This is a genomic window from Magnetofaba australis IT-1, from assembly GCF_002109495.1.
Taxonomy (GTDB): Bacteria; Pseudomonadota; Magnetococcia; order Magnetococcales; family Magnetococcaceae; genus Magnetofaba; species Magnetofaba australis.
On record NZ_LVJN01000020.1, the window covers coordinates 787814 to 800510 of the forward strand.

At 60.6% G+C, this 12697-nt stretch carries 11 protein-coding genes and 1 tRNA gene; 3 read left to right on the forward strand and 9 right to left on the reverse strand.

The annotated features are described in order from the left end of the window. The first annotated feature begins 3 nt into the window (after positions 1 to 3). On the forward strand, positions 4 to 1407 hold the full coding sequence (locus MAIT1_RS15675; protein ID WP_085444492.1) for a cryptochrome/photolyase family protein: 1404 nt from the start codon (positions 4 to 6) through the stop codon (positions 1405 to 1407). Between the two features lie 686 nt (positions 1408 to 2093). Here the strand turns inward: MAIT1_RS15675 and MAIT1_RS15680 are convergent. The 9 genes from MAIT1_RS15680 to MAIT1_RS15715 form a co-directional block, all read right to left on the reverse strand. Beyond that, positions 2094 to 2546 (reverse strand): ligand-binding protein SH3, encoded by a 453-nt coding sequence (locus tag MAIT1_RS15680; RefSeq protein ID WP_085444493.1) that lies wholly within the window; start codon positions 2544 to 2546, stop codon positions 2094 to 2096. Positions 2547 to 2838: 292 nt separating this feature from the next. Next, positions 2839 to 2950 (reverse strand) — tRNA-OTHER (locus MAIT1_RS21890). 485 nt (positions 2951 to 3435) lie between these two features. Further along, entirely contained in the window at positions 3436 to 3741 is a 306-nt protein-coding gene (locus MAIT1_RS15685) for a hypothetical protein (RefSeq protein WP_085444494.1), read from the reverse strand. A 93-nt stretch (positions 3742 to 3834) separates the two neighbouring features. Next, positions 3835 to 4788: a CHAD domain-containing protein gene (locus tag MAIT1_RS15690; RefSeq protein ID WP_085444495.1), complete on the reverse strand. Its 954-nt coding sequence runs from the start codon at positions 4786 to 4788 to the stop codon at positions 3835 to 3837. Between the two features lie 146 nt (positions 4789 to 4934). Next, positions 4935 to 5651, reverse strand: coding sequence for a cytidylate kinase-like family protein (locus MAIT1_RS15695; protein ID WP_085444496.1), 717 nt, complete (start codon positions 5649 to 5651; stop codon positions 4935 to 4937). A gap of 194 nt (positions 5652 to 5845) precedes the next feature. Then, complete coding sequence (locus MAIT1_RS15700; protein ID WP_085444497.1) at positions 5846 to 7111, reverse strand: hemolysin family protein; 1266 nt, start codon at positions 7109 to 7111, stop codon at positions 5846 to 5848. 2 nt (positions 7112 to 7113) lie between these two features. Next, the gene (locus tag MAIT1_RS15705) at positions 7114 to 9147 is read right to left on the reverse strand and encodes a CNNM domain-containing protein (RefSeq protein WP_085444498.1); all 2034 of its coding nucleotides are present in this window, start codon (positions 9145 to 9147) and stop codon (positions 7114 to 7116) included. A gap of 255 nt (positions 9148 to 9402) precedes the next feature. Continuing rightward, a complete protein-coding gene (locus MAIT1_RS15710; RefSeq protein WP_085444499.1) occupies positions 9403 to 10248 on the reverse strand; it encodes an ImmA/IrrE family metallo-endopeptidase in 846 nt (281 codons plus the stop codon). After that, the gene (locus MAIT1_RS15715) at positions 10245 to 10568 is read right to left on the reverse strand and encodes a helix-turn-helix domain-containing protein (protein WP_085446106.1); all 324 of its coding nucleotides are present in this window, start codon (positions 10566 to 10568) and stop codon (positions 10245 to 10247) included. Before MAIT1_RS15715 ends, MAIT1_RS15710 begins: the two co-directional genes overlap by 4 nt. 218 nt (positions 10569 to 10786) lie before the next feature. On the opposite strand from MAIT1_RS15715, the gene MAIT1_RS15720 reads away from it, so the two are divergent. Further along, entirely contained in the window at positions 10787 to 11599 is an 813-nt protein-coding gene (locus MAIT1_RS15720; RefSeq protein ID WP_085444500.1) for a hypothetical protein, read from the forward strand. A 449-nt stretch (positions 11600 to 12048) separates the two neighbouring features. Beyond that, positions 12049 to 12489 carry a LexA family protein gene (locus tag MAIT1_RS15725; protein ID WP_241893491.1) on the forward strand — a complete coding sequence of 147 codons (441 nt, stop codon included), beginning with the start codon at positions 12049 to 12051 and terminating at the stop codon, positions 12487 to 12489. The last annotated feature ends 208 nt before the right edge of the window (positions 12490 to 12697 follow it).

The window sequence follows — 12697 nt, forward strand, 5'->3', positions numbered from 1 at the left end:
TCCATGGCTGGCGATACGCTGCGCATTGTCTGGTTGCGGCAGGATTTGCGGCTGACGGACAACCCGGCGCTGTTTGAGGCGGCGCGGCGCGGCGCGATTCTGCCGCTCTACATTCTCGATGAGGTGAACTCGGGCGCTGCGGCGCCGGGGGCGGCCAGCCGTTGGGGGCTGCATCATGCCCTGGATGCGCTGAACGCGGATTTGGACGGGCGTTTGATGCTGCTGCGCGGCGATCCGCTGGTTCTGCTACCGCAATTGGTCGAGAAGATGGGCGCTGTTGGCGTCTATTGGAATCGCTGCTATGAGCCGTGGCGCATGGCGCGGGATGCGGCGCTTAAGGAGCGTTTGCGCGCCAGTGGCGTAGAGGCGCGCAGCTTCAATGGTTCGCTGATGTGGGAGCCGTGGCGTCTGCTCAAACCCGATGGCGATCCGTATCGCGTATTTACCGCCTTCTACCGCACCGCGGCGCAGCGCGCCCATGCCCCAGTCGCGCCGTTGCCGACTCCGGAGCGGCTCCAATCTACACCCCTATCCGCTGACTCTCTTCCTCTTGCTGCGTTGAACCTCCTGCCTGCGATCCGCTGGGATCGGAAAATGGCCTCCCATTGGCGTTGGGGGGAGGCGGCGGCGCAGGAGCAACTGGCTGATTTTCTCGATCAGAATCTGCGTGGTTATCCGGATGGGCGAGATCAACTGGCGCAATCGGCCACCTCCAAACTCTCTGCTGCGTTGTGTTATGGAGCGCTCTCGCCGCGTCAGATTTGGTGGGCGACGCTGCATTGCGCCGATGCCACTGGGGCGGGGGAGGCGTTCCGGCGGCAATTGGCATGGCGCGAGTTCCATCACAATCTGCTGTATCACAATCCACAGATGCCGCAGCGGGCGTTGCAGCCCAAGTTCGAACAGTTCCCCTGGCGCGAGGACGCCGATGCGCTGGCGCGCTGGCGGCGGGGCGAGACGGGAATTCCGCTGGTTGATGCGGGGATGCGCGAGCTGTGGGCGACAGGCTACATGCACAACCGGGCGCGTATGGTGGTGGGCTCTTTCCTGGTGAAAAATCTGCTGCTGGATTGGCGTGCGGGGGCGCGTTGGTTTCAGGAGTGTTTGGTGGATTTCGATTTGGCCAACAATAGCGGCGGCTGGCAATGGGTGGCGGGGTGTGGGGTGGATGCGGCGCCGTATTTCCGCGTATTCAATCCGGTGGCGCAGGGGCAGCGATTTGATGCGACGGGGGATTATGTGCGGCGTTGGGTTCCGGAGTTGGCGGGGGTGGCGACGCGATGGCTGTTCAATCCGTGGGAGGGGCCGAAGCCGTTGGGATATCCGCCGCCGATGGTGGATTTGAAGGCGAGCCGAGAGCGGGCGTTGGCGGCATTCAAGGGGTTGCCGAAGCCAGCTGCGGAGTAAAGGTGTGTGTGGGAAAGAGGTTGAGCCCAAGGTGAGTAAGGTGACAAATTGCCAAAGGCAATTTGGCGGGATTCTTAAGGGGCTGCGCCCCTTATGCGGGTGCAGGGCGGCGCCCTGCCGGGTTAAGGGCGGAGCCCTTATGGGGTGTGGGGCAAAGCCCCACGGTCTTCAGCCGTTTCCCGGCTGATGGCGGCGATGCAAGGACAAGGCGCAAGAGAAGCTGGGAGCAAGAGATTCGCACAGAGGCAAAACGGGAAACGGCTGTGAGCAGGCGCGCAGCGCCGTCGTCCTCAGGACGGCGAATGCAGTATAGTCGCTAGCATTCAAAAGTGCACATATGGGCGCTGAAAGATATCGAGGGCTCCGCCCTCGAGCTCCCAACATCAAAATCCAAACCGTGGGCGCTGCCCACACCCGCTTAAGGGTCTCAGACCCTTAAGAATCCCGCCAAATTTCTATTGGAAATTTGTCCCATAGTCAGCGCAAGACCAACCAGTGTCACGCAAACATTGAGCGCTTTGGATTTGTGTCATTCTGGATTCAAGCGGCTATAGAAGCCGCCATCCAGCGTAGAGTGAAAATGTGCGCGGGAAAGCCTTGAATTTCAATACTCTCCAATAAACGCTTCCACCCAAAAAAAAGGGGCCGCAAGAGCGGCCCCGGCAGAGATTCAGAACACAGATGAGTTAGGCCGCTTCATACCGCTGTTTCATCGCCTTGGCCTGTTTGGCCTCTTCATCGTTGTAGGCGCGACCGGACCACAACATATCGTAGGCGATCTCTTCATTACCGTTTTCGCACAGATCCAACACCTTCTGGAACAGGGGTTGGAAGGTGTCGCTGCGATGCGACGCCTCGTGCTCCGCATAGGACTCCCAGAAGGTGATGATCAGCGCCTCGCGCCCTTTGTTGGGACTCTCCACCGGCTGACCGATGCGGCTGCCTTCATTGGAGATTTGTCCGCTGTTGAGGGCCACGAAACCGCCCACGAAGCCGGTGTCGCTATGGTAGGTTTTCACGTTTTCGCACAGTTCGGCGACTTTTTCCTGCAGGTCGTCGATATCGTATTGCGGTTTGATGATCACCCGGTTGATGGTGACCACACCGTCGGTGGGGAAACCGGGAATCAGTTGCATGATTGACTCTCCTTTGATGCAAAACGCCTGCGCTGCGCGCGGGCGATCCTCCCACGTTGGAGGAAGGTGAAACAGTGTTTGCGGATGTTCTGAACGCCGTGGCGTTGCAGAATATTCGCTTATGCCTATAGATCAAAATATCAATTCTTTGTTCCCGTTCTGGGGTAGGGAATTTTAACTTATTGGAAAAGCAGATGGATGTTCCAGCGGTGTTGCAGGGGGAGAATAGAAATTTCTATTGGTTGCTGATGTGCAGGGTGAGCAAACTGAAGAGGGGGGAGTTTTTATTCGGGTTTGGTGGGGGTGGAGGGGTTCGAACCCTCATATCCTAAGACGGGGCCTTGGTAAGCCGTCTTTCAAAAACGGCTTACCAAGGACCCTGTGTATACCAATTCCACCACACCCCCATACTTCGATTCTTTATTTATATTATCATAAAAAAAATAAAGTCAATAGGTTATAACTGAAAAATGCAAATAGGTTTGTGATAATGGGAATAAAACAAAGAAAACAGGTTGTATGTTCAGTATAAATTCTTATTATCATTACTGGTGGATGGCGCTATCGCTTACCAATCGCTGTGCATAGAGTTTTACTGCATTCGCCGTCCTGCGGACGACGGCGCTGCGCGCCTGCTCACCGCCGCTTCCCCGACAGCCTTCAAGCAGGATTGAGGTTCTGCGCTTCTCGCGCACAGTGTACTGGAGCCGCCTCTGCTCAGTGGGGAAACGGCTGAAAAATAACGGCCACAGACAACACCTTGGGGCGCCGCCCGAATGATTTGTTGATACGGCTTCGCCTCGGGCCGCTGGGGCCGCAGGCCCCAGACCCCGCCGCCGACTGGTCGGCGGCCAAGAGATAACGTGGGCGCGCAGGCTTTCCTGCACACACTTTATGCTTGCAGCGGGTCCAACGGACTCCAGGAGAGCGTCCACAGCTCCCACAGTCGCTCCGCCTCGGCGCGCAATCTCGCCCACGGCGTGGCCACCGCCAACGCAATCACATCCCCACGCACAAAATCCCCCGCCCGCGTGCACACCTCCCACGCGCTGGCCTGGGGATCGTCGCGGTATTCGCTCAAAACCCGCGCGCCCGCCTGACGCAACAGCGTCGGATCACTGACGATGTCAGGGTAGCATTGGAAAAAACGCTGCTGCGCTTCACGCAGCTCCTGTTGGTCGTAACGCAGAGATTCCATGGTCCTTGCTCCAGAACAGAGTCCGCGCAGCGACCCATGGTCGCGCGCCGTTCAGCTGTTCAAAGCACAAACAGGGCCAGATGCGAAAATTGACTACTTCTTGCGCTTACGCCCTTTGTCCGGCGCGCTGGCCCATGGCGTGGGGGCCTGTTGCAACGCTGCCCAGCGCTGTGGGAGGTCGCGCCGCAAATGCTGCGCCTCGGAGGCTCTCCAACCCAACGTCGCGCCCGCATAGCGCAGCAATCGTGGATCGCGCTGCGAGTCCAATATGCGATCCAATAGCCCAGGCAGCACCGCGACGTCATTCAGAACCCCAAGAATGTCTTGTAACCCTTTAAGCGCCGAGATAAATCCGCTCATCTTCTCGGCGTCGAACAGTGGCAGGAAGAACTCGGCGGCGTAACGCATCTTCTTGCATTCAATCCGTTTGGCGTGCAATGAGACGTCGTCCAATTGCGTGATGTCGGCGGTGGCGGTCACCTTTTTCCAGCGTTTGTCCAACACTTTGGCGGCCAGCGGCGTAATCGGCTTGCCCAGCTCGGCCTTGTCCTCGTCTGAGAGCGCAGCGCGCCATCCTCGATCCTTCAGCCACGCATCCATGCTGAGTTTGAAGCGCCGGTAGTCGTCACTCTCAATCAGGGCGCGCACCGGCTCGTACGCCTCGTCACGGCGCTGGCGACACAGCAATGCGAACGCCTCCTCGCTCTCCAATGGCGGAATGCGTCCCGCCATCTCCTCTAGCCCTTCGTCCAGAAACACATCCATATCCCGCGCATAGCCCAACTCCGAAGCCGCCCACCGCATCTTCTCCGCCATCTCCGCCGTGGCTTCGCGTGGCAGCGCTGGTCGAAAAACAGATAGCGCGCTGCGCATGCGGCGGAATCCCACACGCACCTGATGCACGCCTTCGATATCTTCACCGATGTGGGCAATGGGCTCCCAGGCGACGATATATTTGAAATTGTGACGCACGATCTGGGTAAACGCCTGCTCCACGCTTAGGTCGGCGGAAAGCGGTGTGCTTTTGCTGATGTTTGGCGTGTCCATAAAGCATCCTCGGTCAGGGCGAAAGGGGGCGTGAACTGCGTACTATGATGCGATGTTCTGGCGTATGACGTCCATACAAAACGCGCGCAAGGAGAGCCTTGCGCGCGTTGATATTGCATTCAAAAAATAACCGAGTGCAGCAGCGTTTATGAGGCGCTGGCGACGGTCTCTGGCATGCGGGTGGGGAAGCCTGCCATGGTCATGCTCTGAATCACCAGCTCCGCCAACGCATCGTGGTTGGTGAAACGATCGGTGTTGATGGTCATGTCATAGGCGCTGCGCAGCGAGGGGTAGCGACGCGGCAGCGCGGTGGTGAAGGACTCCCGCTCGGCGTTGACTCGATTGACGATGGCCTTGGCCGCCTCGATGGAGACGTTCTCCCTTGCGGAGATGCGCGCGCTGGCGTGCTCCATGCTGGCTTCAAAACGCACGCGGAAGGTGCGACCCACCGGCAGCAGCATGTGCGAACCGCGGCCCACCACCACGCCGCCAGCGCGGCTGATGTTGAGCAGCACTTTGATCAACGCGTTGTAATAGGCGTCTTTGGGGCTGGGGCGCGCGGTATCGTTGAGCATGCCGTAGATCAGGTCGTTGATGAAGCCGGTGGCGCGCTCGTCAATACGGCGCATCAGGTGGTCATCGTGGCTGGCTTCTTCGATGACGGCGTCCATCAGAGCTTGGTCGTAGAACGGAACGCCGAGCTTTTCAGCCAGGATCTGGGAGATGCGCGTGCCATCAGCTCCCAGGGTGCGCGATACCGCCACCAGGGGAGGGCGGTTAGAGTGGACGATTTCCGGCTTGGTCTCCGTTTCCACCTCAGCGCCGACGAGTGCGCTGATCAACTCCATGGAAGCTCTGGTCATGATGGTTGGACTCCACTGTGTAAGACGCGAACGCACGGCGAATTGCGCGTTCGACCGCGCCACAGGATACCAGAGTTTGCCTCAGCGACAATGGTTGGCGGCCTCAAAAGTGTGACAAAACGGTAAAAATCACTGTTGAAACGGTATGTTGTGCGTGATGGGGGGGATATGCGCCCTGAATGGGCGCATAGAATTCAGCTGTCGCGTTGGATGCGCACTTGGTTGGCGTGGCGGTCGGAAGCGGAGATGACGGTGAAGCGGAAATCTTCGGCGACAATGGAATCGCCCTCGCGCGGAATGGCGCGCAAGCGGCTCATGAGCAGTCCCGCCAGGGTGTGAGCCTCGCCCACCGGCAGGTTCAAATGCAGCTGCTCGTTGATCAGGGAGATGGGCGCGCGGCCATTGGCGATGTAGTGCTCCTCTTCCACCTTCTCCAGCAGCGAACGGCGGCGCGGGTGGTACTCATCAAAGTCATAGCCCACGTCGATCTCGCCCACCACCTCTTCGAGGATATCCTCCATACTCAGGATCCCCGCCGTGGAGCCGAATTCGTCCACCACCACCGCAAAGTGGTCATGGCTGCGCTTCTGCAACAGCGGCAGCACTTGATCCACCGTCTGCGTCGGCGAGATGAACAGCGCCGGGTGCATGGTGTCGCGGATGCTTTTGTCCTCCAAGCCTGGTTGCATCAGATCCCACGAGGAGAGCGTGAGCACGCCCACCACATTGACCAGACTGCCGCGATAGACCGGCAGACGGTTGAAGCCGTTGCGCCAGATCACCTGAATCGCCTCGCTCATGGAGGCGTCTTCGCTGATGCCCACCACGTCAGCCACCGGCACCATGGATTCGCCTACGGTGGTTTCGGCAAAGCGCACGATGCGGCGGATCCGGTCGCGATCAAAGCCGCGATCCATATTGGAGGCGGAGTCGGACATCTCCAGCAGCATGCGGAACTCATCGCGGGTGATGAAGGCGTCGGACTGACCGCTGCCGCCGGCCAGACGGGTGGCGAAGCGCGCCACACGGCTGAACACGAAGATCAGCGGATGGAACAGGGTGGTGAAGAAGCGCAAACCAAAGATGATGCGCGGCGCCAGGGTGTCGGCCTTCTGCTGATAGACGCTCTTGGGCACGATCTCGCCCAGAATCAGTAGAATCGGCGTCATCACCAGCACTGAGATGATGTCGCCCATGGAGCCGAAGATCTCGATGAACATCAGGGTGGAGATGGTGGTGACGGTGACAGTGGCGATGTTGGTGCCCGCCAGGGTGGTGCCAAGGATCTGGTCCGGGGTGTTGAACAGCTTGACCACCAGCTTGGCCCCGCGATCGCCCTTCTTGGCCAAGTGGCGCATTTTGATCTTATCGCAGTTGACCATGGCGATCTCGGAGCCCGAGAAGAACCCCTTGAGGACCAGGAACAGGAAGATCACGAAGATTTCGATGAACCAGTCCATGATCAACCCTCCTTCTGTTTGCCTTTGTTGGAGCCGTCCGAAGTCACGCTGTCCACGCTTTTGTGTTTGGTCTTGTGCTTGGCATCGCCGCTTTTGGTGCGCCCGCCTTTGCTGCTGCTCTTGGTCCCAGCGCCTTTGTCGCCGCTCTTGGTTCCAGCGCCTTTGTCGCCGCTCTTGGTTCCAGCGCCTTTGTCGCTCGGGGAATCCGTTTTTTTATCACTCTTTTTGGGTGCGCTGATCACTTCGTTTTTGGCGTCGTTATCTTTGTTTGCAGGCTTCTCTGCAGCGTCGCCGGCCTGTTTGTCCTGCCCCTTATCCGCGCTCTTGGGCTTGTTGTCGGACACCTTGGCGATGGCGTCGCTTTTATCGCTCTTTTCTATCGTCTTGGTGCTGGGCGGGGATTTCTCCGGCGTAGTGCTGGGCGCAGCATCCGCAGGCGCTTGGTCAACGACCCCCACTTCTGTGACCTGCTCCTGGGCGGGCGTCTCCGCGTTGGGCGAAGGTTCCGCTTCAACCGTTTCAGTGGGCTCCTGCATCGCCACTGGCGTCTGTGTCTCCACGACGGGCGGCTCAATGTGGAGCGGCTCTGGTTCGGCGGTTTGCGCGATGGCGACCTCTTCCTGGAGCGCAGCAGCCTCTTCGGCTTGTTGCTGGGCAATGGCGGCCTCTTGCGCCTCTTCCACCGAACGCACCGAGGCTTCGATGGGGGCGTTCTCCTCCTCTTCGTCGCTATCGTCGCTGTCTGCAGGCGCCACTTGCAGCGTTTTGATGCGGAGCCCGTCCATCTCCAGCACGGTAAAGCGATAGCCTTCGTTGACCAGCGAATCGCCCACTTTGGGCAGGCGGTCGAAGTGGCGGAAGGCGACTCCGCCGATGGTGGTCATGATGGGGTCGTCGATGCCGAAATTGGTCAGATTGTCGAACTCGCTCAAACGCATATCGCCAGGGACTTTGAACGCATTGCGCCCCTTTTGCCGATAGCGTGAGGCGTCGCCGCCGCCGCCGGTCAATTCGCCAAAGATAAAGGTGAGCACATCCTTCATGGTGACGATGCCCGCCACGCCGCCGAACTCGCCCAGGATGATCGCCGCACGGGTGCGATGGGCCTGGAAGTAGTCGAACATCTCGTCCACCTTTTTGGTGGTGGGCACGAAGTGGGCGGGTTTGATCAGATCCTCGATGCGCAGCTCTTCGAGATTGGCGCCGGTGCGGATCAGGCGCAGCACGTCCTCGGAGTGGAGCATGCCGAGGATATTGTCGGAGTGGCCGCGCACCACCGGCATGCGCGGATGGCGGTGCTTGCGGAACTTCTTGATCAGTTTCGGCAGCGGTTCATCGGCGTTGAGGGTGCGCAGGCGGGTGCGCGGGGTCATGATCTCGTAGATCTCGGTCTCCGCCGCCTCCAGAACATTATCGATAAGAATGCGTTCGGTAGCTTCGATGACGCCGGATTCGGCGGACTCATCCACCAGGGTGCGCAGCACGTCGCGTTTGAGGATGTTCTCCTCTTTCACCGCTTCGCCGACGATGAGGGTGGTGAGGCGGTCGGCCACAAAGCGGATCGCTTCGCGCAGCGGGGTGATGAAGATCATCCAGCGCGGCAGCAGGCGGGCGGAGACTTTGGTGGAAAAGGTGACGGGCGAGGAGACGGCGAAGGTTTTCGGCGTCACTTCGCCCACCAGCAGCAGCAGCGGCACCATCACCACGATATTGAGCCAGCCGGCCTCCTCTTCGGTGAAGAAGAGCAGCAGGATCGACGCCATGTTGGCGGCGGAGGCGATATTGATGATTTCATTGCCGCAGAGGATGGAGATGATCAATCTGCGCGGCTCGTCGAGCATCTCATGGATGGTGTCGGAGCGGGGGTGGCGCGACTGCCGCAGTTTTTGCAGATGCATGCGGCTGAGGGAGAAGAGCGCGGTTTCGGAGCCGGAGAAGAGGCCGGACATGAGCAGCAGCACCACCTGAATGGCGATGCGCAGGGTCAGTTCCAGGTTTCTGGGGTCGAAGTCCATGGAGATGGCGGCGGGATCCATGGCGGGCTCCTGTCCTTTGCGGCGGTCGCAGGGCTTTGTGGGCGCGCGTTGGGGCTTTTGATCGGTTGGCGTGGGGGCCAACGTGAGTGATTTGCGTTCAGCGCGCGCAAAGCCCGGCTACTATAGCGAAAGCGGGGGAGTCTGTACAGAACGGCGTGAGGCGAAAAGGCGTATGACATGCGCGGAGTAAAAATTGTCCGCCGACCAGTCGGCGGCCCACTAGACAGCGCTAGCTCGGGTTGGCTCACGCACCCGCTATTCAAAATCCAGCAGCAGCAGCGAGGCGATAAAATCATAGCGATCGGCGAATATCGCCATCTCCAACGCCGCCTCATCCGGGAACCACACTCCCGGCGCCATCGGCGCGCCCTCCTTGGGGTAACTGGTCAACTCCCGCTGCGCAGCCAACGATTGCGCCGGAATCTCCACCGGTTCCCCATCTGGAGGACCAAACGCGCGGCGCCGCAGCCCCTGCGCGCTGCGACTGGCCGCCGACCACAACACAAAATCATCACGCGACACCACCAACACCGCGCGCAAGCGGGTCAGACGCAGCCACTGCTGAATAATCGCCAGCATGGAGACGCCATAGTGGTCGGCGCAGCACGACAGCATATTCAAGTCAGTCGCCTCGAACGGACTGATGCGGCGCTCCAGGTCATACGGCGGCATCAGCAAATTCGCAGCAAAGCGATCCGCCTCACGCTCCTGCTTGGGGTTTTCCATGGGCGTGGCGTCCACAGGAACCTCCGCAGTGTGGCAGTAGAAACCATCGCGATCATCGGCAATAAAATAGCGGTGCATCAGATAGTGGCCAAACTCATGGGCGATGGTGAAGCGCGCACGCCGCTTGGAGGGCTCGGCGGCGTTAAAGAAGATGCCCCACCCCTTGCGCCGCGACGGATCGCGAATCAACGCCCCCTCGAATCCTTCCAAATCCCCGCCGCGCACCGTGGCGATGGGCTCGGCGGGGAAACGGCTGTGGGAGAACGCCTGCGCCGCCTCGGCGATGCTCATGGGGTGACGTTCGCGGCCATACGCCTGGTCCAACGCCAGATTGACGAACAGCGCCCAATCTTCAGGCGTGTTCGGCAGACTCACGGCTCGTCGCCCCAGATCTTCACCATCTCACGAATCTTGCGCCGCGTCTCCGCGGGCATCTTGCGGTATTGACGATAGAACGCCACGTCCGCCACCTCTTCGGTATCCATCTGCTCCTCAATGCCCATGAGGAACTCCACCGTGGTCTCCAGCGCATCGGCGATGCTGGCCAACCGCTGCGCGGTGGGGCGTTGATTGTCGCGATTCTCCAACTCCCATATGCGGCTCTTGCTGGTGCCAGCCGCCGTGGCCAGTTGCTCCAGGGTGAGCCCTTTCTCTTTGCGCAGGGCTTTGACGCGCTCGCCTGTGGGGGTGGCCATGATTTTCTCTCCGTGTTCCGTTTCCGGATAAATTTTCTGCTTGACAGCCGGAAACAATCCGTCCAGCATGAGTTCCGAAAGCGGAACAAATGTACCACGGGTTCCGGAAAAATGAACAGCGGAAAAATAACAGCGGAACAAACCGCGTGAAAATAACGCCGATACAACGGGAGCGAACAATGTCCAACGCACTGCAAGGGATTTGCACGGAACACGGAATGAATCAGGAAATGGGCGCGCACGCTCTGATGGCGCGGCCTTTGGGCGAGATGTCGCGTAAACGGCTGATGCGCCTGATGGCGCGGCTCACCGGCGCGCAAGGCGGCGGGCGCTACGAGCGGGTGTGCGACATGGCCAGCGCCAGCGGTCAGGAGGCCATCGCCAGTCTGCTGCCGGAGTCGGCGGGTCTGGCCGCGCTGGGCAGTCGTCATGATCGCGCGCTGTGGGTCTATCTCAACGAACCGGCCCTGTTCCGCAGAGCGGAACAGACGCTGTTGATGGAGATGGCGCGCTACGGCCAGTTCTGGCGCGGTTACGCTGCGCCGCAAGGGGTGGATGTGGAAGCCAATGCATTGGGACGGATGGGTTTTGAATCACGGGTGGGACGTCTGTTTGAGAATGGCGACGCCTATCTGGAGCTGTATGGTCGGCGCGCGGGCGAAGAGGGGGATTGGGTGACGCAGGCGGCGCTCTATCGCAGTAGCGGAAACGGCGCCGAGCGCGCGCCGGTGCTGGAGGCGGTGATTCTCTATGATGCGCGCAGCGGCATGTTGGAGATCATCGCCATGGCCCCGCCGCGCGCCGAGGTGATCGCCGCGCTGTTTGCCGAAACGTTGCTGAATGCAAAGCGTGCGTTGGCTCCCTTGTGGCGTCAGCAGGGGATTCGCGACGGCGCTTGGGTCGCCCCGGCGCATCGCGCCTTTCCGGTGCGCGGCGCCATGGGCTGGTGCGACGAAGAGGGGTGGCGTCCGGTGGATACCCCTGCGGCCCGCGCCGCCAACGAAGCGCGCTGGCGTGCGCTGGCTCATTGAGTTTTTGGGGGATGGCTTGGGGATGTTGAAAGATATCGAGGGCTTTGCCCTCGAGCTCCCAACGACCAAACCTTGGGGCGCTGCCCCAAACCCCGCTGGGTCATAGACCCCAGACCCCGCCTCCGGCCAGCCGGAGGCCAATAGACAGCGCCAACTCGGGCTGCGTCATGCACACATTGGACGCTTGGGAAGAGGGGATGTTGAAAGATATTGAGGGCTGCGCCCTCAAACTCCCCTCAAACCGTGGGCTCCGCCCACACCCGCTGGGGGCGCGGCCCCCTGACGATTCGGCAGGATTGCCGAATCGGACTCGCGCAAGCGAGCCCGAAGGGTGAGGGCCATGGATGGCCCGAATCACCCCGCCGCCGACCAGTCGGCGGCCAATAGTCAGCGCAAGCCCGGGCTGCGTCACGTACATATTGGACGCTTTTGCGTCGGAGGATCTCCACATGGCGCAGGTGATTGCGCAAGCTTCTGCGTTACGTGAGATGTCGCCGCCCCGCGCAACGCCCCTGGTCGGCGCGCGGGTGGCGGCGGGGTTCCCTTCGCCAGCCGATGACTTTCTGGAGGAGGGGCTGGATCTGCACAAGCTGCTGGTGCGCAGACCCGCCGCCACCTTCTTTGTGCGCGTCACCGGTGAGTCCATGCGTCAGGCGGGGATTCTGCCCGGCGACATCCTGGTGGTGGATCGTTCCGTTGAGCCCGCTGATGGACGTATCGTAATCGCCGTGGTGGATGGCGAATTGACTGTCAAGCGGCTGCGGCGGCGCAGTGGGCGGGTGACGCTGGAGCCAGAGAATCCGGAGTTCCCGCCGCTGGAGATCACCGAGTCCATGGAGTCGGCGGTGTGGGGCGTGGTGACGGCGTGCATTCACCGTTACGGCGGATAATGGATGGAATAGGCGTTCCGGTAGATTGTGCAAGGCTGCGCAAAACCCGGCAGGTGGCAAAGTCGGACATCTATGGCGAGTCAATACCAAACACTGCACAGAGTGATAAATGTTTGCGTGATACAGGCCGGGCTGGCGCTGACTATTGGCCGCCGACTGGTCGGCGGCGGGGTCTGGGGTCCGCGACCCCAGCGGGGTGTGGGGCAGA

Excerpts from the sequence above, each read along its gene's own strand:
- MAIT1_RS15705 (WP_085444498.1), bottom strand. The coding sequence starts at position 9,147 with ATGGATCCCGCCGCCATCTCCATGGACTTCGACCCCAGAAACCTGGAA.
- MAIT1_RS15690 (WP_085444495.1), bottom strand. The coding sequence starts at position 4,788 with ATGGACACGCCAAACATCAGCAAAAGCACACCGCTTTCCGCCGACCTA.
- MAIT1_RS15725 (WP_241893491.1), top strand. The coding sequence starts at position 12,049 with ATGGCGCAGGTGATTGCGCAAGCTTCTGCGTTACGTGAGATGTCGCCG.
- MAIT1_RS15700 (WP_085444497.1), bottom strand. The coding sequence starts at position 7,111 with ATGGACTGGTTCATCGAAATCTTCGTGATCTTCCTGTTCCTGGTCCTC.
- MAIT1_RS15695 (WP_085444496.1), bottom strand. The coding sequence starts at position 5,651 with ATGACCAGAGCTTCCATGGAGTTGATCAGCGCACTCGTCGGCGCTGAG.
- MAIT1_RS15715 (WP_085446106.1), bottom strand. The coding sequence starts at position 10,568 with ATGGCCACCCCCACAGGCGAGCGCGTCAAAGCCCTGCGCAAAGAGAAA.
- MAIT1_RS15685 (WP_085444494.1), bottom strand. The coding sequence starts at position 3,741 with ATGGAATCTCTGCGTTACGACCAACAGGAGCTGCGTGAAGCGCAGCAG.
- MAIT1_RS15675 (WP_085444492.1), top strand. The coding sequence starts at position 4 with ATGGCTGGCGATACGCTGCGCATTGTCTGGTTGCGGCAGGATTTGCGG.
- MAIT1_RS15720 (WP_085444500.1), top strand. The coding sequence starts at position 10,787 with ATGAATCAGGAAATGGGCGCGCACGCTCTGATGGCGCGGCCTTTGGGC.